The organism is Streptomyces sp. NPDC006259 (assembly GCF_042870975.1).
In the GTDB taxonomy this organism is placed as follows: Bacteria; Actinomycetota; Actinomycetes; order Streptomycetales; family Streptomycetaceae; genus Streptomyces.
Genome location: NZ_JBIAHY010000002.1, coordinates 1 through 23,893, shown reverse-complemented (window position 1 = coordinate 23,893; position 23,893 = coordinate 1). Strand labels below are relative to the sequence as shown.

Genomic DNA, 23,893 nt, shown 5'->3' with positions numbered 1-23,893 from the left:
GCGCGCGCGTCATCCCTTCGTGGCGCCGGCGGTGAGTCCGCCGACGAGCTGGCGCTCGGCGACGGAGTAGAAGGCCAGGGCGGGAACCATGGCGAGGACGAGATACGCGAAGACGCGGGCGTACTCGGCCGAGTACTGGCCCTGGAACTGCTGCACGCCGATGGGGATCGTCCACCAGGTGGAGTCGGTGAACACCAGGAGCGGCAGGAAGAAGTTGTTCCAACTGCCCACCACGGCCAGCACGGAGACCGTGCCGAGGGCGGGGCGGGCCATGGGGAGCAGGATCCGCCAGAAGAAGCCGAGCGGGCCGCAGCCGTCGAGGGTGGCCGCCTCCTCCAGCTCCGCGGGGATCTGGAGGAAGAAGCCGCGCAGGATGACGATGGTCATCGGCAGTCCGAAGGCGGCCTGCGGAAGGATCACCCCGAGCGGGTTGTCCAGCAGCCCGAGTTGGCGCAGCAGCAGGAACAGCGGCAGGGCCGCCACCGCGAAGGGGAACATCAGCCCCATCGTGAACAGGGTGAACAGCGCCTCGCGGCCGCGGAAGGCGAACCGGGCGAAGGAGAACGCGGCGAGCGCCGACACCGCGACCACCACGACGGTCGTGCCGATCGCGATCAGGGTGCTGCTGCCGACCAGTTGCCAGAAGGCGTGGGAGCCGAGGATGTCGGTGTAGTTGGAGGTCACCCACGAGTCGGGCAGGCCGATGGGGTTGCGGGACAGTTCGTCGGTCGACTTGAAGCCGGACAGGACGGCGTAGACGAGGGGGACGGCCATCGCCGCGCCGACGGCGACGAGGACGAGGTGCAGCGGGAAGGTACGGCCTGTCCTGCGGGCGTTCACGAGCCGCTTCCTCTCAGGGTCGTGGTGGCCCCCTCCAGATCGCGGCGGAGCACGAACCGCTGGTAGGCGAGGGCGAAGACGAGACTGATGGCGAACATGGCCACGCTGATCGCGCTGGCGTAGCCGACCTGGTAGCGCTTGAAGCCGTACTGGAACATGGTCACGGCCATCGTCTCGGAGTGGTGGTCGGGGCCGCCCGCGGTGGTGACCCAGACCAGGTCGAACAGCTGGACCGAGCCGATGACGGACAGGAACACACTGATCCGCAGCGTCGGTGCGAGCAGCGGCAGGGTGACATGGCGGAAGCGCTGCCAGGCGCCGGCCCCGTCGATCAGCGCGGCCTCGGTCAACTCGGCCGGGATGGACTGGAGTCCGGCCAGGTAGAGCATCATGTGGAAGCCGAAGTACTTCCACGTCATGACGAGGAAGACGGTGGCCATGACGGTGGACGGGTCGGCGAACCACTCCCCGCCCAGACCGTCCAGGCCGACCGCGCCGAACACGTGGTCGGCGAGGCCCTGGTCGGGCGCGAAGATCATGGCGAACAGCACGCCGGTGATCGCCTCGGAGAGGATGTACGGCGCGAAGAACAGCATCCGGTAGACGGCCCGCCCGCGGATGCGCTGGTTGAGCGCGACCGCCAGGGCGAGCGCGAACGGCAGCTGGATCACGAGCGAGAAGACGACCAGGACCAGGCAGCGCCACAGGTCGCCGAGGAAGACCGGGTCGTCGAGGAGGCGGGTGAAGTTGTCGCCGCCGATGTAGTCCTCGGGCATGCCGAAGCCACCCCAGCGGAAGAACGAGGCGTACAGCGCGAACAGCATCGGCAGCAGCACGAGCACGCCGAACAGCACCAGCGCGGGCACCTGGAAGGCGACGGCGGTGAGCCAGTGGCGTGCGCGCCGCCGGGCCCGTCCCCGGGCCGCCTGGGCGGCCGGGGGCGGGGCACCGATGTCCGGGCCGCTGCGCTTGTCCGGGAGGTAGGTCGAGGTCATCGCCGGCTACTGCTCTTCCTTCGCGACCTTGGTGATCGACTGGGCGACCTGTGCCGGTGACTTGGACCCGGCTATGAGGGCGGCGACGCTGTCGTTGATCTCCTGGCCGAGAGCCGGCGCGTACGCCTGGTCGAGGTAGAGCTGGAAGCCGGTGGCGGCCTTCAACTGGGTCTGGACCGCCTTGAGGTTGGGGTCGGTCAGGGCGCTCTCGGCGGCGGGTACCACGGGCAGCACACCGGTCTTCTTGACCAGTTCGCTGTCGGTGGTGGCGGAGGCGAAGAACTTCAGGAAGTCGACGGCCGCCTGCGGGGCGCCGGCCCGCAACGCGTGTCCGCCGCCTCCGCCGAACACCTCGGTGAGCTTGCCCCGGCCGCCCTCGACCTCGGGGAACGGGAAGAACCCGAGGTTGGCTCCGAGGCCCTTGCCGGCGTCGGCCTCCACCACCGGGGCCCACTGGCCCATGAGTTCCATCGCGGCCTTGCCGTTGCCGACGGTGGCGGCCTGTCCGGTGGGGCTGGAGTAGGCGGCGCCGAGGAAGCCCTTCTGGAACGGCTGGAGGTCCACCAGGTCCTGGAGGTGCTGTCCCGCCCGGACGAAGTCGTCCCCGGTGAAGTCCTTGTCGTCGTCGGCCTTCCGGAGGGCGTCGACCCCGGCGGTGCGCATGGCGAGGTAGGCCCAGTAGTACATGCCGGGCCACTTCTCCTTGCCGGCCAGGGCGAGCGGGGTGATACCGGCGGACTTCAGCTTCTTCACCGCGTCGAGGAATCCGCTCCAGGTGGTGGGCGGCGCGCTGACACCGGCCTGCTTGAAGAGGGCCTTGTTGTACCAGAAGCCGATCATGCCGATGTCGAACGGGATGCCGTAGGCCTTGTCGCCCAGCAGGTACGGCTCCTTGGCGACCGGCAGCAGGCCGTCCGCCCAGTCCTCGGTGCGGTCGGTGAGGTTCTCGACGAGTCCGGCGTCGACCTGCTGTTTCAGGACGCCGCCGCCCCAGGTGTGGAAGATGTCGGGCAGCTTCCCGGACGCGGTCAGCGCGGTCATCTTCGACTTGTAGGCGTCGTTCTCCAGCTGGACGATCTTGACCTTCACCTTGGGGTTCTCGGCCTCGAACCGCTTGGCGAGGGCGGCCCAGACGTCCTTGGTCGGCTGGGTGGTGGAGATGTTCCACCACTCGATGGTGGTCTTCCCCGACGACCCTCCGTCCGAGTCGCCGCCGCAGGCGCTCAGTGCCGTCATGCCCACACCGGCGGCGGCGGAGGCCGCCAGGAAGCCTCGTCGGGAGAGTCCCGGGTCGCCCATCATGTGCTCCTTGGGGTACTGAACGGCCTTCAGGGCCGTCCACGATGTCGAAAGTTTCGGTAGTGATCCAGAAAGCTTCGCTGCTGCCGCACCCTAGAGACAGCGTCGGACGGGTGGCAACCCCTTGAACACAGAGAAATCCGTGCACTTTCGTCAGACCGGCGACAGATCCAACACCTCGAAACATTCGGATCACCTGACGAACCTTACGGAGCGGACTGTAGAGGGCCGTGCGGGACGGGACAAGACCGCGCGTCGGCTGCCCGAACCAGCGCACGCCGGCTCCCGGCAAGAGGGGAGGAACCGCGCACCGGCTGCCGCGCCACCCCGTTCGGCGGGGGCGGCCCCCTCCTCGTACGCCCTCGACCGATAACAGTGAGTAGCCGCGACCGTCCCGCCCCACCGGCATTCCGTCGACCCGTCCAGCCCCTTAAAACCCCTACGAGTACGGCCTTTTCGCCCATGAGCGTCCCCCCTGCCGGTCTTAACGGAAGCTTGACGCCGTCGGCCCCGGGATTCGTGGGCCCACGCGTCACTCTCCGCTTACGCTGGTGCCGCCGTCCGAGCGATGGCCGGAAATCGCAGGTCGAACCACCCCAGCAGAGCGCACTTCAGGAGCCCGCCGATGGTCACCACCGAACACCCGCCGGCCGGCCGCGTGCGCGCCTGGATGCTGGAGGGCCTGTCCGACATGGGCAAGGACGGCGGCCACCAGGGCCCGCACGCCGTACCGGAACCGGCCCACCAGGGTCGGCGCTGGTGGCGGGTGATGTGCCTGACCGGTGTCGACTACTTCTCGACCCTCGGCTACCAGCCGGGCATCGCGGCCCTCGCGGCCGGACTGCTGTCGCCGGTGGCGACGATCGTCCTGGTGGTCGTCACCCTGGCCGGCGCCCTGCCGGTCTACCGCCGGGTCGCCGAGGAGAGCCCGCACGGCGAGGGCTCGATCGCCATGCTGGAGCGGCTGCTGTCGTTCTGGCAGGGCAAGCTGTTCGTCCTGACACTGCTCGGCTTCGCCGCCACCGACTTCCTGATCACCATCACCTTGTCCGCGGCGGACGCCTCGACCCACCTGGTCGAGAACCCGCACCTCACCGGCGCCCTGCACGACAAACAGGTGCTCATCACGCTCGTCCTCGTGGCGCTGCTCGGCGCCGTCTTCCTCAAAGGCTTCCTGGAGGCGATCGGGGTCGCCGTGGCCCTGGTGGGCATCTACCTGGCGCTCAACGCGGTCGTCGTGGCCGTCGGCCTGTGGCACGTCGCCACCGAGGCCCATGTCGTCACCGACTGGTCGCACGCCCTGACCGCCGAGCACGGCAACGTCTTCGTGATGATCGGCGTCGCCCTGATCGTCTTCCCCAAGCTCGCGCTCGGCCTCTCCGGCTTCGAGACCGGCGTCGCCGTCATGCCGCACGTCAAGGGTGACCCCGGCGACACCGAGGACCGGCCGACCGGCCGCGTCCGCGACACCAAGAAGCTGCTCACCGTCGCCGCCCTCGTCATGAGCTGCTTCCTGATCGCCACCAGCTTCATCACCACCCTGCTCATCCCGGAGAAGGAGTTCGAGCCCGGCGGCGCCGCCAACGGCCGCGCGCTCGCCTTCCTCGCGCACGAGTACCTGGGCAACACCTTCGGCACGGTCTACGACGTCTCCACGATCGCCATCCTCTGGTTCGCCGGCGCCTCGGCGATGGCCGGGCTGCTCAATCTGATGCCCCGCTACCTGCCCCGGTACGGCATGGCCCCGCACTGGGCCCGCGCGGTACGGCCCATGGTCATCGTCTTCATCCTCATCGCCTTCCTGGTCACCTGGATCTTCGACGCCGACGTCGACGCCCAGGGCGGCGCCTACGCCACCGGCGTGCTGGTCCTGATCAGCTCCGCGGCGATCGCCGTGACCATCGCCGCCCACAAGGCCGGGCAGCGCAAGGCGACGGTCGGCTTCGCGGTCATCTCTGCGGTGTTCCTCTACACGACGGTCGTCAACGTCATCGAGCGCCCCGACGGCGTGAAGATCGGCGCCTGCTTCATCGCCGGCATCATCCTCGTCTCCCTCCTGTCCCGCCTGGCCCGTGCCTTCGAGCTGCGCGTGACGGGCGTGACCCTCGACCCGATGGCGGAACGCTTCATCCGTGACATGGCCAGCCGCAGGATGCGGTTCATCGCCAACGAACCCGACCGGCGCGACGAGGCCGAGTACCGCGACAAGATCGAGCAGATCCGGCAGGACAACGACGTCCCCGAACAGGAGGACTTCGTCTTCGTCGAGGTGACGGTCCTCGACCCGTCCGAGTTCGAGGCCGGCCTCACCGTGCGCGGCGAGGTCCTGCACGGCCGCCACCGCGTCCTCACACTGGAGTCCTCCTCCATCCCCAACGCGCTGGCCGCGCTGCTGCTGCACGTGCGTGACACCACCGGCCGCACCCCGCACATCTACTTCGAGTGGACCGAGGGCAACCCCTTCGCCAACTTCCTGCGCTTCTTCCTCTTCGGCCAGGGCGAGGTGGCCCCGGTCACCCGTGAGGTCCTGCGCGAGGCGGAGCCGGACCGCACCCGCCGCCCCCGCGTGCACGCGGGCTGACGCCCCGCCGGACGCCCGCACCCGATCCGCACGGCCCGGATGCGCGGCCCCTCCGTACGGCCGGACGCCTCCACCCGATCCGCACGGCGCGCCGGCCCCGTACGGCCGGACGCGCCGCCCCGGCCCCTCCCCCCGCTCCCTCTGCCCCTATCGTGACCGGCATGCAGTCCTACACCATCGGCCAGGCCGCGCGCCTGCTCGGCGTGAGCCCCGACACCGCCCGCCGCTGGGCGGACGCGGGCCGGGTGCCGACGCACCGCGACGACACCGGACGACGCCTCATCGACGGCGAGGATCTCGCCGCGTTCTCGGTCGAACTCGCCGGATCCGGCGGTGAGGAGGACGTCGCCTCCTACACCTCGGCCCGCAATGCCTTCCCCGGCATCGTCACCGCGATCAAGCTGGGTGACGTCGCCGCCCAGGTCTCCATCCAGGCGGGCCCGCACCGCCTCGTCTCCCTGCTCACCCGCGAGGCCGTCGAGGAACTCGGGCTGGAGGTCGGCATGGAGGCCACCGCCCGCGTGAAGTCGACCAACGTCCACATCGACCGCGCCTGAGGCGGCCGCCGGACACCGGCGACCGACCCCGAGACGAGCCGGACACCGCCGACCGCACCGCCACGCACCTCACCGACGCACCGACACGCACTTCGCCACCGCTCCGATGCCGCCTCGCACATGCGGTCCTCTAAGCCCGATATCCCCCGCTCGTGCGAAGCGACAGCTGACTCAGGCCTTGCATCTGCGGAAGTATCATCGGGGCAGGTGCCCGCCCGAGGGGCCACGCAGACACCGAGGAGTGCACGTGATGACCCGAACCCTCAGCCGGGCCCGCCGGACACCGCACACGATGGGCGCGGTGATCGCCGCGCTGCTGGTGCTGAGCGGCTGCTCCTCGTCCGACGACACCGCGGCCGGGGCCGGGTCCTCCGCGTCGCACCCGGCGAAGCCGTCCGGCACGGTGACCGTCTTCGCGGCCGCCTCCCTCCAGGAGAGCTTCACGGCCCTGGGCGAGGAGTTCGAGAGGACGTACCCCGGCACGAAGGTCGTCCTCAACTTCGGCGGCAGCGACGCCCTCGCCGCGAGCATCACCGGCGGCGCCCCGGCCGACGTGTTCGCCGCCGCCAGCCCCGGGACGATGGCGATCGTCAGCGAAGCCGGGGACAACGCCTCCGCCCCGGTCACCTTCGCCCGCAACCAGCTGGAGATCGCCACCCTGCCGGGCAACCCCGACGAGGTCGCCTCCCTCAAGGACCTCACCAGGTCCGGCCTCAAGGTGGTCCTGTGCGACAGGACCGTTCCGTGCGGCACCGCGGCCCAGAAGGCCCTCGACGCGAGCGGGCTGAGGCTCACCCCCGCCTCCTACGAGCAGGACGTCAGGAGCGCCCTGACGAAGGTGGAGCTGAAGGAGGCCGATGCCGCGCTGGTGTACAGGACCGACGTGCGCGCGGCGGGTGACAAGGTGGAGGGCGTGGACTTCCCCGAGTCGGCCGACGCCGTCAACGACTACCCCATCGTCCCGCTCAAGGACGCTCCGAACGCCGACGCCGCCAAGGCCTTCGTCGCCCTGGTGCGCTCGGCCGAGGGCCAGAAGGCGCTGACCGAGGCCGGGTTCCTGAAGCCGTGACACCCCCCGCCTCCCACACCCTCGAGGGCGGCCGGCGGCCCGGCCGGATCCGCACGGGCGTCCCCGTCGCCCTCCTGCTCCCCGCCCTCGTGGGCCTTGCCTTCCTGTTGCTGCCCCTCCTCGCCCTGTTGGTCCGGGCCCCGTGGCACAGCCTTCCCGAACAGCTGACCAGCCCCGAGGTGTGGCAGGCCCTGCGGCTGTCGCTGGTCTGCGCCACGTCGGCGACCGCTGTGAGCCTGGTCGTCGGCGTGCCGCTGGCCTGGCTGCTGGCCCGCACCGACTTCCCGGGCCGCGGTCTCGTCCGCGCCCTGGTGACGCTCCCGCTGGTCCTGCCGCCGGTCGTGGGCGGTGTGGCCCTGCTGCTCGCCCTCGGCCGCAACGGCGTGGTCGGGCAGTGGCTGGGCGCCTGGTTCGGCATCACCCTGCCGTTCACCACGACCGGCGTCGTGCTCGCGGAGACGTTCGTGGCGATGCCGTTCCTCGTCATCAGCGTCGAGGGCACGCTGCGCGCCGCCGACCCCCGCTACGAGGAGGCGGCCGCCACGCTGGGCGCCTCCCGCTTCACCGCCTTCCGCCGGGTCACGCTGCCCCTGATCGCGCCGGGCGTCGCGGCCGGCGCCGTGCTGGCCTGGGCGCGCGCGCTGGGCGAGTTCGGCGCGACGATCACTTTCGCGGGCAACTTCCCCGGCCGTACCCAGACGATGCCGCTGGCCGTCTACCTCGCCCTGCAGAACGACCCGGAGGCCGCCATCGCCCTCAGCCTGGTGCTGCTGGCCGTCTCGATCGCCGTGCTGGCGGGCCTCCGCGACCGCTGGACGACCGCCTCATGAACGGCCCCGACCGCACGGCCGACGCCCCCCGCCACGTCGCCGGCGCCGACGAGGGCCTCGACGCCCGCCTCGTCGTCGACCGGGACGCCTTCCGCCTCGACATCGCCCTGCGTGCCGCTCCCGGCGACGTCGTCGCCCTGCTCGGCCCGAACGGCGCCGGCAAGACGACGGCCCTGCGCGCCCTCGCCGGCCTGGTCCCGCTCACCGGCGGCCATCTGCGCCTGGACGGCAGCCCCTTGGAGCGTACGCCGCCGCAGTCCCGCCCGGTCGGCGTCGTCTTCCAGGACTACCTGCTGTTCCCGCACCTGAGCGCCCTCGACAACGTGGCGTTCGGCCCGCGCTGCCACGGAGCGAGCAAGTCCGAGGCACGTTCCCAGGCCGCCGGATGGCTGGAACGGATGGGCCTGGCGCAGCACGCCGACGCCAGACCACGCCGGCTCTCGGGTGGCCAGGCCCAGCGGGTCGCCCTGGCCCGCGCCCTCGCCACCCGCCCCCGGCTGCTCCTTCTCGACGAACCCCTCGCCGCCCTGGACGCCCGCACCCGCCTGGAGGTGCGCGCCCAACTCCGCCGCCACCTCACCGAGTTCGACGCGGTCGCCGTCCTGGTCACGCACGATCCGCTCGACGCCATGGTCCTCGCCGACCGCCTGGTCGTCGTCGAGCACGGCACGGTCGTGCAGGAGGGCGCCCCCTCGGACATCGCCCGCCACCCGCGCACCGACTACATCGCGCGGCTCGTCGGCCTCAACCTCTACCGCGGCCGGTCCGACGGCCACACGGTCCGCCTCGACGCGGGCCCCGCGCTCACCACCACGGAGGTCCACTCCGGACCGGTCTTCGTCGCGTTCCCGCCGAGCGCCGTTACCCTCCACCGCTCCCGCCCCACCGGCTCCAGCGCCCGCAACCTGTGGCGCTGCGAGGTCGCGGGCCTGGAGACCCACGGCGACCGGATCCGCGCCGACCTCACCGGCGAACTCCCGCTGGCCGCCGACCTCACCACGGTCGCCGCCGCGGAACTCGACCTGCGTCCCGGCGCCACGGTGTGGGCCGCGGTCAAGGCGACCCAGACGCACGCCTACCCGGCCTGAACCGCCCCCGGCAACACCGAGGGCCCCCGCCCTGACCGGACGGGGACCCTCGCGGCGTACGGCCGGATCAGTCCTGGTAGGCGTCCAGCGGCGGACAGGAGCAGACCAGGTTCCGGTCGCCGAAGGCCTGGTCGATCCGGCGCACCGGCGGCCAGTACTTGTCGGCGGCGTTCACCCCGGCCGGGAAGACGGCCTCCTCGCGGGTGTACACGTGGTCCCACTCGCCGCCCAGCGCGGCGGCCGTGTGGGGCGCGCCCCGCAGCGGGTTGTCCTCGGCGGGCCACTCACCGGCCCCGACCTTCTCGATCTCGCCGCGGATCGCGATCATCGCCTCGCAGAACCGGTCCAGCTCGGCCAGGTCCTCCGACTCGGTCGGCTCGATCATCAGCGTCCCGGCCACCGGGAACGACATCGTCGGCGCGTGGAAGCCGTAGTCGATGAGCCGCTTGGCGACGTCGTCGACGGTCACACCGGTCGCCTTCGTCAGCGGACGCAGATCGATGATGCACTCGTGCGCGACCAGCCCGCCGGGGCCGGTGTAGAGCACCGGGTAGTGCGGTTCGAGCCGCTTGGCGACGTAGTTGGCGGACAGCACGGCCACCTGCGTGGCCCGCTTCAGGCCCTCGCCGCCCATGAGCCGCACGTAGGCCCACGAGATCGGCAGGATCCCCGCGGAACCCCACGGCGCGGCGGAGATCGGCCCGACACCCGTCGCGGGCCCGGCCTCCGGCTGGAGCGGGTGGTTCGGCAGGTACGGCGCCAGGTGCGACCGTACGGCCACCGGGCCGACGCCGGGCCCGCCGCCGCCGTGCGGGATGCAGAACGTCTTGTGGAGGTTCAGGTGCGAGACGTCGCCGCCGAAGTGGCCGGGCTTGGCGAGCCCGACGAGCGCGTTGAGGTTGGCGCCGTCGACGTACACCTGGCCGCCGGCCTCGTGCACCTGCGCGCAGATGTCGGCGACATGCTCCTCGAACACCCCGTGCGTCGACGGGTAGGTGATCATCAGCACCGCCAGCTCGTCCCGGTGCTTCTCGATCTTCGCCCGCAGGTCCTCGACGTCGATCTCACCGTCGTCGGCGGTCTTCACCACGACGACCTTCATCCCGGCCATCACGGCACTGGCCGCGTTCGTGCCGTGCGCGGAGGACGGGATGAGGCACACGGTCCGCTGCTCGTCCCCGTTGGCCCGGTGGTATCCGCGTACGGCCAGCAGTCCGGCGAACTCGCCCTGCGAACCGGCGTTCGGCTGGAGGGACACCTTGTCGTAGCCGGTGACCTCGGCGAGCCGCTCCTCCAGCTCACGGATGAGCGTGAGGTAGCCCCGCGCCTGCTCGGCGGGGGTGAAGGGATGCAGCTGCCCGAACTCGGGCCAGGTGACCGGTTCCATCTCGGTGGTCGCGTTGAGCTTCATGGTGCAGGAGCCCAGCGGGATCATGCCCCGGTCGAGCGCGTAGTCCCGGTCGGCCAGCCTGCGGAGGTAGCGCAGCATCGCGGTCTCGGAGCGGTGCTGGTGGAAGACGGGGTGGGTGAGGATCTCGTCGCCGCGCAGCAGTCCGGCGGGGAGGGTGTCCTCCGTGACCGCGTCGAGGGCCTCGATGTCGCCCTCGACCCCGAAGGCCTGCCAGACAGCCGTGAGCTGGGCCCGCCCGGTGGTCTCGTCGCAGGCGATCGACACGTGGTCAGCGTCGACGAGGTGCAGGTTGACGCCGTTGCCCCGGGCGGCGGCCACGGCCGCGGCGGCCTTCCCGGGCACCCGCACGGTCAGGGTGTCGAAGTAGGAGCCGTGCACGACCTCGACGCCACCGGCGGTGAGCCCCGCGGCCAGGACCGAGGCGTAGCGGTGGGTTCGCCGCGCGATCGCGCGGAGCCCGTCGGGCCCGTGGTAGACGGCGTACATGCCGGCCATGACGGCGAGCAGCACCTGCGCCGTACAGATGTTGCTGGTCGCCTTCTCCCGGCGGATGTGCTGCTCACGCGTCTGCAGCGCCAGGCGGTACGCCCTGTTGCCGTCCACGTCGACGGACACGCCCACGAGCCGTCCGGGCAGGCTGCGCGCGAACTTCTCGCGGACGGCCATGTAGCCGGCGTGCGGCCCGCCGAAGCCCATCGGCACGCCGAACCGCTGCGTGGTCCCGATCGCGATGTCCGCGCCCAGCTCACCGGGTGACGTCAGCAGCGTCAGCGCGAGCAGGTCGGCGGCGACGGTGACGAGCGCCCCCAGCTCGTGCGCCTGCTCGACGACCGGCTTCAGGTCGCGCACGGCTCCGGAGGCGCCGGGGTACTGGATCAGCACGCCGTTGATCTCCCGCGCGGCGATGTCGGCCGGGATGCCGTCGCTGAGATCGGCCACGACGACCTCGACGCCGGTCGGCTCGGCGCGGGTCTCGATCACGGCGATGGTCTGCGGCAGCGCGTCCGCGTCGATCAGGAAGAGGCCCTTCTTGTTCTTCCCCATGCGCCGGGAGAGCGCCATCGCCTCGGCGGCCGCCGTGCCCTCGTCGAGCAGGGACGCGCCGGAGGTCGGCAGTCCGGTCAGATCGGCGACCATGGTCTGGAAGTTCAGCAGCGCCTCGAGCCGACCCTGTGAGATCTCCGGCTGGTACGGCGTGTAGGCGGTGTACCAGGCCGGGTTCTCCATGACGTTGCGCAGGATGACGGGCGGGGTGAAGGTGCCGTGGTAACCGAGCCCGATCATCGAGTCCAGGACCTGGTTGCGGTCGGCGAGCGTCCGCAGCTCGGCCAGCACCTCGGCCTCGGTCCGCGCGTCCGGCAGGTCCAGCCTGTCGGCGTTCTTGATCACATCGGGAACCGCGGCGGCGGTCAGCTCGTCCAGCGAGCCGTAACCGACCTGCGCGAGCATCTTGGCCCGCGCCTCCTGGTCGGGCCCGATGTGGCGCTGCTCGAAGGGGATTCCCTGTTCGAGGTCGGAGAGCGGAATGCGATGGGCGGTCATTGCGGAGGCCTCCTGGTCAGACACGACCTTCGAGGGGCACCACTGGCGGGTACCCGGACGGCCTCCCCCTCTGTCATCTCGAACCTGAGAGCTTCACCGGCCGCCCGAGGGCGCCCGGCTTTCACCGTCGGTGAGAACGGGAGCCGTCGACGCCGTCGGCACCCGCCCTGCTTTCCAGAGTGACCTCGTCCGTGCGGTACGTGAGCCTGAGAGATTCCGGGGAGGATTTGCTCCTTCGGCGCCTCCGGTGATCTCCGGAGGACTCTCCCGCACGGGGTCAGCAGCCGTTGCCAGACTACCAGCGAGGTCAATGAGGCCTCCTTTCGAGTGGCCGCCACCCCCGATGTGCTCTTTTGTAGTTCTTACGGCGAGTTTGCGACCAAGTGGAGGGGCCCGTGCAGACCGACATCGATCCGCGCAACCTGATCGGCCGCAAGGCGTTCGACCGCAACGGCACCAAGATCGGCACCATCGACGAGGTCTACCTCGACGACGCGACGGGCGTGCCCGAATGGGCGGCCATACGCACCGGCCTGTTCAGCAGGGACGCCTTCGTCCCCCTGGAGCCCAGCGAACTGATCGACGGCACCCTCCACGTCCCCTTCGACCGCGCCCTCATCAAGGACGCCCCCGACTTCGGCGTGGGCCGCCACCTCTCCCCCGATCAGGAACTCCAGCTCTACCACCACTACGGCCTCGATCTGGCCGCTCCGCCACCGCTGCCGGACCTTGACTTCGGCAGGCTGGCGGGCACGGAGGAGACCTGACCGGAGCCGGCCGCAGACCTGGATCAACGCCTCGAGCACCCCCTCGGGGTCGTGGAGGGCGCGGGCCCCGTCGGTGACGACGCGTCGCGTGCCGGCGTCGACCGGATCGGTGCGCGCCCGGTCGAGGGACCCGATGCCGACCTCGACCTCCAGACCGGAGCGGTGACGTACCGCCATTCGGTGACGGGGCCCCAGGCCCGGTTGCGGATCAGCTCGCCCAGCGCGAGTTCGCTCACCAGGCCGTCCTTCGCGGTGCACCGACCCGGACCGGTCGTCAGCACGACGAGATCGACATCCGAGTCCGCTCGCACCGCGCCCCGCGCGCAGGACCCGACCAGCAGCACCCCGGCGAGGTCCTCGCGTGCCGCAGCCCATCCCGCGACCCGCTCGATCACCGCGCGGACCTCTTCACGCCGCTCCGCCGAGACCCCGGCCGCGCCCGCTCACTTCTCCTCGTCAGCCACCGCGCACCCCCTCCCTCCACCCCGTCACCGGCTGTTCCCCGGCCGCGCCACGGGCACTTCCCCGGCCCCGCCCACGGCCGACGGCCGGTCCGGTCCTCGCCGGACCAGCGGCAGCGGATCCGCGGGCTCCAGATCGGGATCGTCGATCCGGAACGTCCGCACCCGGCCCACCCCCGAGTCAGGTGTCTCGAACCGCACGGTGACTCTTCCCAGTCCGCTGCCCTGAACCCACCCGTGGCCCAGCTCGGCGTGCCGCACGTCGAACCCCGGCCGCCACCGGTGTTCCGCGGGGGCTGCCTCCGCCACGGCGGGCTGTTCCGGCACGTCGTCCTCGGGCCCGTCGGCCCGCACCTCGGCCGCCCGCACCTCCGCCGCCTGCGCGAACAGGTCCTCCTGCGTGAAGTCGGCCAGCCCGCTGACCCCCACCCCGAGAAGCCGGACACCGCCCGTGGTGTCCACCGCCTCCAACAGCCGTGCCGCCGCCTCGCGCACCACCACGGGGTCGTCCGTGGGCCCCCGCAGGGTCTCCGACCTGGTGAGCGTGGAGAAGTCGTACCGCCGCACCTTGAGCACGATGGTCCGCCCGGACAGCCCCGCCCCCCGCAGCCGCCGCACACAGCGGTCGGCCAGCCGCTGCACCTCCAGCTCCACCCGCACGCGGTCGTGGATGTCCACGTCGTAGGTGTCCTCGACGGACACCGACTTCGTCTCCCGTTCGGCGACCACGGGCCGGTCGTCGCGGGCCAGCGCCATGGCGTACAGCGCGTGCCCGTGCGCCTTGCCCAGCAGCCGTACCAGCTCGTCCTCCCCCGCCTCGGCCATCTCCTCGACCGTGGTGATCCCGGCCCGCCTCAGATGGTCACCGGTCGCCGGACCGACCCCCGGGAGCGTCCGCACCGGCATCGACGCGAGCAGCGCCCGCTCGGTGCCGGGTTCGATCAGCACCAGGCCGTCCGGTTTGGCCTGCTCGGAGGCGATCTTGGCGAGCATCTTCGAGGCGGCCAGCCCCACCGATCCGGTCAGCCCGGTGACCGCCCGTATGTCGGCGCGCAGCCGTGTCCCGGCCAGCAGCGCCGACTCGCTGTCCCAGGCCGCCTCCCCGGCCTCCAGGTCCACGAACGCCTCGTCCAGACTGAGCGGCTCCACCAGCGGGGACAGGGCCCGCAGCAACGCCATGACCTGATCGCTGATCCGGCGGTAGAACGCGCCCCGCGGCACCAGGTACGCGGCGTTCGGAGCCAGCCTGCGTGCCTGGGCCATCGGCATCGCCGAGTGCACCCCGAAGACCCGTGCCTCGTAGGAGGCGGTCGCCACCACGCCGCGCGGCCCGAGACCCCCCACGACCACCGCCTTCCCGCGCAGACTCGGCTTGGACGCCTGCTCCGCCTGCGCGAAGAAGGCATCCATGTCGAGGTGCAGGATGGTGGGCGCGTTTCTCACATCTCCGATGCTGCACCACGCCACTGACAATGACGTCGTGCGGCCGCCCGCGAAGCCGGTGAGGGCGTCAGACCGCCCGGTTGCGCCGACGGGCCAGCTCGTCGGCCGGGTTGGGCCCGACCAGCGTCTCACCGGTGTCGACGCGCTCCCCGTGCAGCTGCGACAACGCGCTCTCGACATCCCGCCACACCACGCCGACGGCGATCCCGAAGATGCCCTGCCCGCCCTGGAGCAGCGCGTGGACCTCGTCCGGTGAGCTGCACTCGTAGACGGTCGCGCCGTCGCTCATCAGCGTCATCCGCTCGAGGTCGCTGAAACCGCGCTCGCGCAGGTGCTGGACGGTGGTACGGATGTTCTGGAGCGAGACCCCCGTGTCGAGGAACCGCTTGACGATCTTCAGGACCACCACGTCCCGGAAGCTGTACAGGCGCTGCGTACCGGACCCGTGGGCGGGCCGCACGCTCGGCTCGACCAGCCCCGTGCGCGCCCAGTAGTCCAGTTGCCGATAGGTGATGCCGGCGGCCGCACAGGCCGTGGGCCCCCGGTAACCGATCTCCTCGGACGCCATGGACGTCGCCCCTCCGCTGCTCGGCACGGCCGCCGCTCGCTGCGGTGCGTGATCGGCCGCGCCTCCGTGATGGGGGTACCCCCCGCTGGAGCGGAGCCGTGAGTTCGGGGGAGGGTACGGACCGCTCCCCCCGACACCGAGTCCGGGGGCACCCCCCACCGTACCGTCGCCGCTGCTTCTCACGCCGACCTCCGTCCTTGACCTGCCTTCTCGACGGTAGGCAGTCACCGGGGGTGCGTCAACGATCGCCACACTCGGCACGCCGAGTGATAATCACCCCAGGAGTGGTTTCCCGCGCTCCACCGCGGGGAAAGGCTAGCCGAATGCCCTGAGCGGAGGCCGTAGGACGCTCTCACACACCGCCGGCAATTGCCGCGATGAGAGAGCCGGTGAGCCCGCCGGGCCGGCCCACCTCCCGGCGGCTACTGATTGCTGCTGCCGAAGTCCTCGGGCGAGATCTGGTCGAGGAACTCGCGGAACTTCTCCACCTCGTCCTCCTGCTCGTCCGGAATGGCGATCCCCGCGTCGTCCAGCACCGTGTCGCTGCCGTAGATCGGCGTTCCGGTGCGCAGGGCCAGCGCTATGGCGTCGGACGGCCGCGCGCTCACCTCGACCCCGCTGGCGAAGACCAGCTCGGCGTAGAAGACGCCTTCACGCAGGTCGGTGATGCGCACCTCGCTCAGCTCCTGGCCGACGGCTTCCAGCACGTCCTTGAACAGATCGTGGGTAAGCGGCCGCGCCGGAGCCATGCCCTGCTGGGCGAAGGCGATCGCCGTCGCCTCCCCCGGCCCGATCCAGATGGGGAGGTAACGGTCGCCTCCCACTTCACGCAGCAGCACGATCGGTTGGTTGGAGGGCATTTCGACCCGGACACCTACGACATCGAGCTCGTTCACACAGCAACCCTAGGCCGTGCTCGGGACGTTTGGGTAGTCGGGCCGGGAACGGGTGACCGATCCGGACGACCGCGACCCCTCCCTCAGGGCAGGCGGACTCCGAGCGCGGTCTGCACCAGCGCCGTGTGCAACCTGACCGTGAGCCCCGCCAGCTCCTTCGTCCGGGCCTCGGCATGTGCCCTGGTCTGTGGATTGCGGTGCCGCCTGAGCGGGGCGACCACCTGGTCCACCAGCCCTGCCTCACGGTCGGCCGCGGCCTTCATCACCCGCAGGTGCCGGGGTTCGATCCCGAACCGCCCCAGCTCGGAGACGAGTGCGGCGACCGTGACGACCTCCGCGTCGTAGAGTCCGTCCTCCAGGGGCGCGAGAAGCCCGTAGGACTCCCACTCCAGGAGTTCCCGCTCGTCGATCCCCGCGGCCGCCAGCAGTTCGGCCCGCCCGATCCGGGCGACGGTGGGCCCCTCGGACGGCTCCGGTACCGCTTGCCCGTCCCGCTGCCGGCCCACCGTCGGCAGCGGTGCCGCCTCACCGCGCCCCATGGCGTCCAGATGCTCCCGGATCACCTTGAGGGGCAGATAGTGGTCCCGCTGCATCCTCAGCACGTGGCCGAGACGCTCGACGTCCTCCACGCTGAACTTGCGATACCCCGACGGCGTCCGCCGCGGCTCGACGAGCCCCTCCGACTCCAGGAAGCGGATCTTGGAGATGGTGACTTCGGGGAACTCGTCGCGCAGCACGTTCAGCACCGTGCCGATGCTCATCGCCTCACCGTCCACTGCGGCGGCGCCTGGTCCGGTACCGCCCCTCGGTGTTCGCAGCATGGGCCTTCCCTGGGGGTGCCCCCGGACCTGGTCCGGGGGCGGGTCAGTAGCCTCGCTGGCTCGCGTGGAAGACGAGCCGGTACTTGCCGATCTGCACCTCGTCACCGTTCGACAGAGGGACCTCGTCGATCCGCTCACGGTTGACGTAGGTGCCGTTCAGGCTGCCGACGTCGGCCACCGTGAACGAACCGTCCTGACGACGCCGGAACTCCACGTGGCGGCGCGAGACCGTCACGTCGTCCAGGAAGATGTCGCTCTGCGGGTGCCGTCCCGCGGTCGTCAGATCGCCGTCCAGCAGGAAGCGGCTGCCCGAGTTGGGACCACGCCGCACGACCAGCAGGGCGGAACCCAGCGGCAGCGCGTCGACCGCGGCCTGGGCCTCGGGCGAAAGCGCCGGCAACTGCGTCTGTCCGGTGGCTTCCGAGTCGTAGGCCTCAAGACCGGAGATGGAGATGGTGGAGGTCGTCTCCGACGCGCGCTCGGGCGTCACGCCCGGCCTCAGCGGCGCGCCGCAGTTGGAGCAGAAACGGCTGTTCTCCGCGTTGCGGTTACCGCACCTCGTACACACCAGGGATGACACAGGGGAAAACCCTCCACCCGTACTTGAGGTTGACGGTTGTCCGAAACCTATGTCGCCGGACTGCGCAGGGTCAACCGACGCCCCGCCGTGACCTCCGGAAATGTCACCGCCCGGCCCACCCACCTGGTCCCGGAACAGCGGCCGCTGGCCTTCCGCGTCAGGCTGTGCGCGGTGACGGGCCGTCGCGTTGTCCCCGCTGCCCTCTCGCGCGCTCTTGCCGAACAACTTCGCAAACAACTTCACGGGCGATTCCCCTTGACCGAAACAGACCCGCCCGTGGGGCAGGACGAACCCTGACTGATTAGACCGGCCGACCCGGACATCTTCACAACGTCCGTAGCCACCAGACAGTTTCCACCACGCACCACCCGATCGGTGCGCCGACCCCCCGCAACCTCATGCCCCTGCCGGATGAGCCCCATGCACCGCCGGTTCACCGCGAGGACGACCGAGCGTAGTCAGGCTGCTCCGCTGCCCGCAAGGCATCCACGACGATCTTGGCCGATCGCTCCACGGCTACGGTGGCCTGCTCCTTCTCCAGGGTCTGCACCACGCCTCCAGGGATGTTGAGCGCCGGTTCGAGGTCCTGCGGCTTGCCGATGACCTTGAAACGATAGGGCGCGTTGATCTTGTTCCCGTCGACGCTCACACTCTTGCCGGATTCCGTCAGATACGTGTCGGCGACGACCCGGACGCCGTTCACCTGGATCGCCTCCGCCCCCGCCGCGCGCAGCTCCTGGATCGCGTCGAGCAGCATGTCCGCCTCGACCGTCCCCTTCGTGTCCTCGACGGTCATGGTGATGCCGGGCCCCTGAGCGGCCACCGTGCCCGCCAGGATGCCGAGTTGCTTCTCCTTCTCGACCGTCTGCTTACGGGCCTCTTCGGCCTGGTCGGAACTGTTCTCCAGTTCCTGCCGCTGCTTCTCGAGACCCTGCTTCTCGTCGTCAAGACGCTGACTGCGGTCATCGAGTTCATCGAGGATGCGCACGAGATCCTCCTGGCGCGCGCCGCGCAGGGCATTGCCGCTGTCGCTGTTGGAGGCCACCTGCACCGCCAGTCCGAAACCCAGGCCGAACAGCAGCAGGGCGACGATGAGTTGGGCCCGGCTCACCCTCGGCGGCCACAGCCCCTGCACCAGCCGCTGCCGACCGGTCACCGAGGGCTTCCCGCTCTCCTCGGCCCGCTCCGCGCGCGGAGCGGCCGCGGATACCTCCTGGGGCAGTTCCTTGCGCAACCTGGTCGTGGGGGTCTCGTCCCGCGGAGTCTCGTCCGGCCGGCTCGCGTCCTGATCGCTCATCGCCTCACGCCCGGAAGACGTGCCGGCGGATCGCCGCGGCATTGGAGAAGATCCGGATGCCGAGCACGACCACGACTCCCGTGGACAACTGGGCGCCGACGCCCAACTTGTCGCCCAGGAAGACGATCAGCGCGGCCACGACCACGTTCGACAGGAACGACACCACGAAGACCTTGTCGTCGAAGATGCCGTCGAGCATGGCCCGCAGCCCCCCGAACACGGCGTCCAGCGCCGCCACGACGGCGATCGGCAGATACGGCTCGACGACCGCCGGAACCTCGGGCCGGACCAAGAGGCCGGCCACGACTCCCACGACGAGGCCCAGTACGGCGATCACGATGTGCCCTTCTCACTTCTCGGCTGTGCTGTACGTACGATCACACTCGGTGCTGCGGGCACCCTGATCTCCTTCTCCACCGAGATGGCGGTCCGGATGCCGAAGTTCTCCTGGAGGGCGTGCAGGTACAGCCCGTCGGAGCTGTCCTGGAACCGGGTGCTCATCTTCTCCCCGTCCCCCACCGCGAGCACCGTGTACGGCGGCACCAGCGGCTTGTTGTCGACCAGTATCGCGTCGCCCGCGGCCCTGATCGCCGACAGCGCGGTCAGCCGCTGCCCGTTGACGGAGACGGCCTCGGCACCCGACGCCCACAGCCCATTGACCACCCGCTGCATGTCACGGTCACGGACCCGCCCGGTGTCGGAGAAGCCGGACGTCTCGCGCGGATCACCGTCACCGCCGGTGGAGGCCTCCTCGGCGTCGTCCACGACCAGCTTCACCCCGGGGCCGTGCACCTCGACGGCGCCCGCGAGGATCCCCACCAACTCCGTCCTGTCCTCGCCGCCGCTCTCCCGCAGCGCCGCCCGCTGCCGGGCGCTCACGTCGTCACGCAGCTTGTCGACGGTGTCCTCGAGCTTGTCCGCCGCCTCCGTCTCGCTGTCGATGCGATCGATCAGCTCCTCGCGCTCCTTGGCCACGACCGGAGCGGCGATCCGGGCCTGGGCCGCTCCCACGGTCACCACGAGAGCGGCGAGCACCAGGCCGAAGGCCAGCCCCAGCTTCGACCGCAGTGTCCTCGGCAGTCCGCCGACGCCCTCGGCCTGCTTCCGGGCGGCGGCCTCGGCATATCCCTCGTCGAGACTGTGGTCCATGACGTTGGTGAGCAGCGACATGGACGCGTCCGGGCGCGACGCGCGCGCGGGTGTGCTCCGAACGGGGGGCTGCTGCGGCATGCCGCACATCGTCGCACGTCGTGCCCGCTACCTCCGAACGGGCCCACCGACGTGCCGGACAGGCCCCCTTGGGGGCACGTGTCCGGCACGCGCGTGTGGCAGGTGTTTCAGCGCCCGGCGCTGTCCACGACCGTTGCCCACTCGTCCAGCAGGGCCTGCGCGGAGGCGTCGTCGGGACCCTCGGCCCACAGGTGGGTGACGGCCTCGGCGGGGTCCGGCAGCACCATCACCCAGCGTCCGTCGGTCTCCACGACCCGGACGCCGTCGGTGATGTCCACGAACCGGTCTCCGGCGGCCTCGACGACCCGCCGCATCACCAGACCCTTGACGGCCCACGGGGTGGCCAGATCCCGCTTGAGGACGTGCGCCCGCGGGATCCGCGCGTCGATCTGGCTCAGCGTGAGCTGCGTCCGGGCCACGAGCCCGATCAGCCGCACGAAGGCCGCCGTGCCGTCGAAGACGCTGCTGAACTCGGGGACGATGAAGCCGCCCTTGCCGTCACCGCCGAAGATGGTCGACTCGTCACGGCCGACCCGGGTCAGGTCGTCCGGCGAGGTCGTCGTCCACTCCACCTGCGTGCCGTGATAGGCCGCCACCTGCTCGGCGATCCGCGTCGTCGTCACGGGCAGCGCCACCCGTCCGCTGCGCCGCTCGGCGGCCACCAGGTCGAGCAGCACCAGCAGTGCCCGGTCGTCCTCGATGATCCGGCCCTTCTCGTCGACGAGGGAGAGCCGCTCGCCCACCGGGTCGAACCGCACGCCGAAGGCGGCCCGCGACGACGCCACGATCTCCCCGAGCCGCACGAGCCCGGAACGCCTCTGGTCACCGGTCTCGGTCGGCCGGGACTCGTTCAGACCGGGATTGACGGTCAGCGAGTCGACGCCGAGCTTCCCGAGGAGACTGGGCAGGACGAGGCCGGCGCTGCCGTTCGAGGCGTCGACCACGACCTTCAGCCCGGATTCGGCGATCCCCGTCGTGTCCACGTTCCGCAGCAGCGACCCGGTGTACGAGTCGAAGACGCTGGCCGGGAAGTGCAGGTCCCCGATCTCCCCGGGGAACGCCCGGCGGTACTCCTGCCGCGCGAACACCCGGTCCAGCTTGCGCTGACTGCCCTGCGACAGGTCCGCGCCCTGTCCGTCGAAGAACATGATGTCCACGGAATCCGGCACCCCGGGCGAGGTCCGGATCATGATCCCGCCGGCACTCCCCCGCGCGGTCTGCTGCCGCGCCACGGGCAGCGGCACGTTCTCCAGATCCCGTACGTCGATGGCGCTGGCCTGCAACGCGGAGATCACCGCGCGCTTCAGCGCACGCGCGCCACGGGAGTGGTCGCGGGCCGTGGTGACGGTGGAGCCCTTCTTGAGCGTGGTGGCGTAGGCCCCGGCGAGGCGCACGGCCAGCTCCGGCGTGATCTCGACGTTCAGGATGCCCGAGACGCCGCGCGCGCCGAAGAGGTGCGCCTGGCCCCGCGACTCCCAGATCACCGAGGTGTTGACGAACGCGCCGGCCTCGATGGTCTTGAACGGGTAGACCCGCACATTGCCCTGCACGATCGATTCTTCACCGATCAGGCATTCGTCGCCGATGACGGCGCCGTCCTCGATCCTGGCCGCCCGCATGATGTCGGTGTTCTTGCCGACGACGCAGCCGCGCAGATTGCTGTGCTGTCCGACGTACACGTTGTCGTGCACGACGGCCTTGTGCATGAAGGCGCCGCTCTTGACGACGACGTTGGACCCGATGACGCTGTGCTCGCGGATCTCCGCGCCGGCCTCCACCTTGGCGTAGTCCCCGATGTACAGGGGGCCTCGAAGAATGGCGTCCGGGTGCACCTCGGCGCCTTCGGCCACCCATACGCCCGGCGAGATCTCGAAGCCGTCGAGTTCGACGTCGACCTTGCCTTCCAGCACGTCGGCCTGGGCCTTCACATAGCTCTCGTGGGTGCCGACGTCCTCCCAGTAGCCCTCGGCGATGTAGCCGTAGATCGGCTTGCCTTCCTTCATCAGCTGAGGGAAGACGTCGCCGGACCAGTCCACGGGAACATCGGCCTCGACGTAGTCGAAGACCTCGGGCTCCATGACGTAGATGCCGGTGTTCACGGTGTCCGAGAAGACCTGGCCCCAGGTCGGCTTCTCCAGGAAGCGCTCGACCTTGCCCTCCTCGTCGACGATCGTGATGCCGAATTCCAGAGGATTGGGCACGCGCGTCAGACAGACGGTGACGAGTGCGCCCTTTTCCTTGTGGAAGTTGATCAGCTCGGTGAGGTCGAAGTCGGTGAGCGCGTCACCGGAAATGACGAGGAAGGCGTCGTCCTTCAACGCCTCCTCGGCGTTCTTGACGCTTCCCGCGGTACCGAGTGGCTTCTCCTCGTTGGCATAGCTGAGCTCCATACCGAGCTCCTCGCCGTCACCGAAGTAGTTCTTGACCATGGAGGCCAGGAACTGGACGGTGACGACGGTCTCATTGAGCCCATGCCTTTTGAGCAGCCTCAAGACGTGCTCCATGATCGGCCGGTTGGCCACCGGCAGGAGCGGCTTGGGCATGCTTGAGGTCATGGGACGAAGGCGTGTGCCTTCGCCTCCGGCCATCACGACGGCCTTCATGTCGGAAGCGTCCTCCTTGAAGAGACGACGGTCTTGCCGACTTCACCCGTCCAGATTGTCCCGCACTTTTCCGTGACGGGCCATCGAACCGTTGCTGGTCGCCAATCGGCTGGGGGAGATCAGTCGGCCATGGGGTCCGCACGGACCAGGCGGCGGACTTGTACTACGTAGAGGACTCCTGCCCACCAATAGAGGGTTGTACCCCATCCGGCGAACGCCCATCCGAAAATGGCAGCGAGTGATGCGAGCCATCCACTTCCGTCACTGAGCAGCAGAAGCGGGAACGCGTACATCAGGTTGAAGGTGGCCGCCTTCCCGAGGAAGTTCACCTGGGGCGGCGGATAGCCGTGCCGCCTGAGGATGCCCACCATCACCAGCAGAACCAGTTCTCGCGCCAGAAGTGCAGCGGTCAACCACAGGGGGAGAATCTCCCGCCAGGTGAGGCCGACCAGAGTCGAGAGAATGTAGAGCCGGTCCGCGGCCGGGTCGAGGAGCCGGCCGAGGCTGCTGATCTGGTTCCAGCGCCGGGCGAGATCGCCGTCCAGATAGTCGGTGATTCCGCTCAGGGCCAGCACCAGGAGAGCCCAGCCGTCACTCTGCGGGCCCCCGAACTCAGGCCTGAGGATCAGCCACAGGAAGAGGGGTACGCCCAGGAGACGCGCCATGCTGAGGATGTTGGGGATGGTGAGGACCCGGTCGGTCTGCACACGGGTCTCTTGGACCTCCACCCGGGGGCCTCCAGTAGAAACGAGCCAACGATTCCCCCTGACCTTACCCCAACGCAAAAAAGCTCTGGCTCTTGGGCGGTGTGCCCAAGAGCCAGAGGTCTAAAAGGAGTTCGGCGGCGTCCTACTCTCCCACAGGGTCCCCCCTGCAGTACCATCGGCGCTGTAAGGCTTAGCTTCCGGGTTCGGAATGTGACCGGGCGTTTCCCTCACGCTATAACCACCGAAACACTATGAAACTGTCGAACGATGCCACACCACGCTCTGTGGAACGTGGGGCTGTTCGTGGT

The 23,893-nt window shown here is 70.2% G+C and carries 21 protein-coding genes, 1 rRNA gene and 1 riboswitch; of the genes, 6 read left to right on the top strand and 16 right to left on the bottom strand.

Features of this window, described 5'->3' with window-relative positions; genetic code table 11:
• Positions 1-9 precede the first annotated feature (9 nt).
• The 3 genes from ACFYO5_RS06230 to ACFYO5_RS06220 all read right to left on the bottom strand — a co-directional run bounded on the left by ACFYO5_RS06230 (position 10) and on the right by ACFYO5_RS06220 (position 3,134).
• Positions 10-774, bottom strand: coding sequence for a carbohydrate ABC transporter permease (locus ACFYO5_RS06230; protein ID WP_388707088.1), 765 nt, complete (start codon positions 772-774; stop codon positions 10-12).
• 62 nt (positions 775-836) lie between these two features.
• Positions 837-1,835, bottom strand: coding sequence for a carbohydrate ABC transporter permease (locus ACFYO5_RS06225; RefSeq protein WP_388704811.1), 999 nt, complete (start codon positions 1,833-1,835; stop codon positions 837-839).
• 6 nt (positions 1,836-1,841) lie between these two features.
• On the bottom strand, positions 1,842-3,134 hold the full coding sequence (locus ACFYO5_RS06220) for an extracellular solute-binding protein (protein WP_388707086.1): 1,293 nt from the start codon (positions 3,132-3,134) through the stop codon (positions 1,842-1,844).
• A gap of 625 nt (positions 3,135-3,759) precedes the next feature.
• Here ACFYO5_RS06220 and ACFYO5_RS06215 point away from each other — a divergent pair.
• From ACFYO5_RS06215 to ACFYO5_RS06195, 5 genes are all read left to right on the top strand, one after another.
• Complete coding sequence (locus ACFYO5_RS06215; RefSeq protein ID WP_388704808.1) at positions 3,760-5,715, top strand: amino acid transporter; 1,956 nt, start codon at positions 3,760-3,762, stop codon at positions 5,713-5,715.
• A 161-nt stretch (positions 5,716-5,876) separates the two neighbouring features.
• Positions 5,877-6,272 carry a helix-turn-helix transcriptional regulator gene (locus ACFYO5_RS06210; protein WP_356562712.1) on the top strand — a complete coding sequence of 132 codons (396 nt, stop codon included), beginning with the start codon at positions 5,877-5,879 and terminating at the stop codon, positions 6,270-6,272.
• A 250-nt stretch (positions 6,273-6,522) separates the two neighbouring features.
• Positions 6,523-7,341: a molybdate ABC transporter substrate-binding protein gene (gene modA, locus ACFYO5_RS06205; RefSeq protein WP_388704804.1), complete on the top strand. Its 819-nt coding sequence runs from the start codon at positions 6,523-6,525 to the stop codon at positions 7,339-7,341.
• On the top strand, positions 7,338-8,171 hold the full coding sequence (locus ACFYO5_RS06200) for an ABC transporter permease (protein ID WP_388704801.1): 834 nt from the start codon (positions 7,338-7,340) through the stop codon (positions 8,169-8,171). The genes modA and ACFYO5_RS06200 overlap by 4 nt, the downstream gene beginning before the upstream one ends.
• Positions 8,168-9,259 (top strand): ABC transporter ATP-binding protein, encoded by a 1,092-nt coding sequence (locus ACFYO5_RS06195; protein WP_388704798.1) that lies wholly within the window; start codon positions 8,168-8,170, stop codon positions 9,257-9,259. Before ACFYO5_RS06200 ends, ACFYO5_RS06195 begins: the two co-directional genes overlap by 4 nt.
• Positions 9,260-9,326: 67 nt before the next feature.
• Here the strand turns inward: ACFYO5_RS06195 and gcvP are convergent, their stop codons facing one another.
• Positions 9,327-12,212: an aminomethyl-transferring glycine dehydrogenase gene (gene gcvP, locus ACFYO5_RS06190; protein WP_388704795.1), complete on the bottom strand. Its 2,886-nt coding sequence runs from the start codon at positions 12,210-12,212 to the stop codon at positions 9,327-9,329.
• Between the two features lie 184 nt (positions 12,213-12,396).
• A riboswitch (glycine riboswitch) is annotated at positions 12,397-12,492 on the bottom strand.
• Between the two features lie 115 nt (positions 12,493-12,607).
• Between gcvP and ACFYO5_RS06185 the strand changes: the two genes are divergently transcribed.
• Positions 12,608-12,979, top strand: coding sequence for a PRC-barrel domain-containing protein (locus tag ACFYO5_RS06185; RefSeq protein ID WP_388704793.1), 372 nt, complete (start codon positions 12,608-12,610; stop codon positions 12,977-12,979).
• Positions 12,980-13,002: 23 nt separating this feature from the next.
• Here the strand turns inward: ACFYO5_RS06185 and ACFYO5_RS06180 are convergent, their stop codons facing one another.
• The 12 genes from ACFYO5_RS06180 to rrf all read right to left on the bottom strand — a co-directional run bounded on the left by ACFYO5_RS06180 (position 13,003) and on the right by rrf (position 23,831).
• Positions 13,003-13,290, bottom strand: a complete 288-nt coding sequence (locus tag ACFYO5_RS06180) for a hypothetical protein (RefSeq protein ID WP_388707083.1) — start codon at positions 13,288-13,290, stop codon at positions 13,003-13,005.
• A 177-nt stretch (positions 13,291-13,467) separates the two neighbouring features.
• Positions 13,468-14,883, bottom strand: coding sequence for a DNA polymerase IV (locus tag ACFYO5_RS06175; protein ID WP_388704790.1), 1,416 nt, complete (start codon positions 14,881-14,883; stop codon positions 13,468-13,470).
• A gap of 67 nt (positions 14,884-14,950) precedes the next feature.
• Positions 14,951-15,634 (bottom strand): MerR family transcriptional regulator, encoded by a 684-nt coding sequence (locus ACFYO5_RS06170; protein ID WP_388704787.1) that lies wholly within the window; start codon positions 15,632-15,634, stop codon positions 14,951-14,953.
• A gap of 239 nt (positions 15,635-15,873) precedes the next feature.
• Positions 15,874-16,347 (bottom strand): bifunctional nuclease family protein, encoded by a 474-nt coding sequence (locus ACFYO5_RS06165; RefSeq protein WP_073494403.1) that lies wholly within the window; start codon positions 16,345-16,347, stop codon positions 15,874-15,876.
• Positions 16,348-16,430: 83 nt separating this feature from the next.
• A complete protein-coding gene (locus ACFYO5_RS06160; RefSeq protein WP_388704784.1) occupies positions 16,431-17,168 on the bottom strand; it encodes a MerR family transcriptional regulator in 738 nt (245 codons plus the stop codon).
• Between the two features lie 43 nt (positions 17,169-17,211).
• Positions 17,212-18,099, bottom strand: a complete 888-nt coding sequence (locus ACFYO5_RS06155; protein WP_356563151.1) for an FHA domain-containing protein — start codon at positions 18,097-18,099, stop codon at positions 17,212-17,214.
• Positions 18,100-18,181: 82 nt separating this feature from the next.
• The gene (locus ACFYO5_RS06150; RefSeq protein WP_388704781.1) at positions 18,182-19,045 is read right to left on the bottom strand and encodes a DUF881 domain-containing protein; all 864 of its coding nucleotides are present in this window, start codon (positions 19,043-19,045) and stop codon (positions 18,182-18,184) included.
• A 4-nt stretch (positions 19,046-19,049) separates the two neighbouring features.
• Positions 19,050-19,382 (bottom strand): small basic family protein, encoded by a 333-nt coding sequence (locus ACFYO5_RS06145; RefSeq protein WP_003988855.1) that lies wholly within the window; start codon positions 19,380-19,382, stop codon positions 19,050-19,052.
• Positions 19,379-20,284 (bottom strand): DUF881 domain-containing protein, encoded by a 906-nt coding sequence (locus ACFYO5_RS06140; protein WP_388704778.1) that lies wholly within the window; start codon positions 20,282-20,284, stop codon positions 19,379-19,381. The genes ACFYO5_RS06145 and ACFYO5_RS06140 overlap by 4 nt, the downstream gene beginning before the upstream one ends.
• A 98-nt stretch (positions 20,285-20,382) precedes the next feature.
• Entirely contained in the window at positions 20,383-22,878 is a 2,496-nt protein-coding gene (locus tag ACFYO5_RS06135; RefSeq protein ID WP_356562689.1) for a mannose-1-phosphate guanyltransferase, read from the bottom strand.
• Between the two features lie 119 nt (positions 22,879-22,997).
• The gene (locus tag ACFYO5_RS06130) at positions 22,998-23,606 is read right to left on the bottom strand and encodes a CDP-alcohol phosphatidyltransferase family protein (RefSeq protein WP_356562688.1); all 609 of its coding nucleotides are present in this window, start codon (positions 23,604-23,606) and stop codon (positions 22,998-23,000) included.
• Positions 23,607-23,714: 108 nt separating this feature from the next.
• Positions 23,715-23,831: ribosomal RNA gene (rrf, locus tag ACFYO5_RS06125) — 5S ribosomal RNA — on the bottom strand.
• Positions 23,832-23,893: the final 62 nt, after the last annotated feature.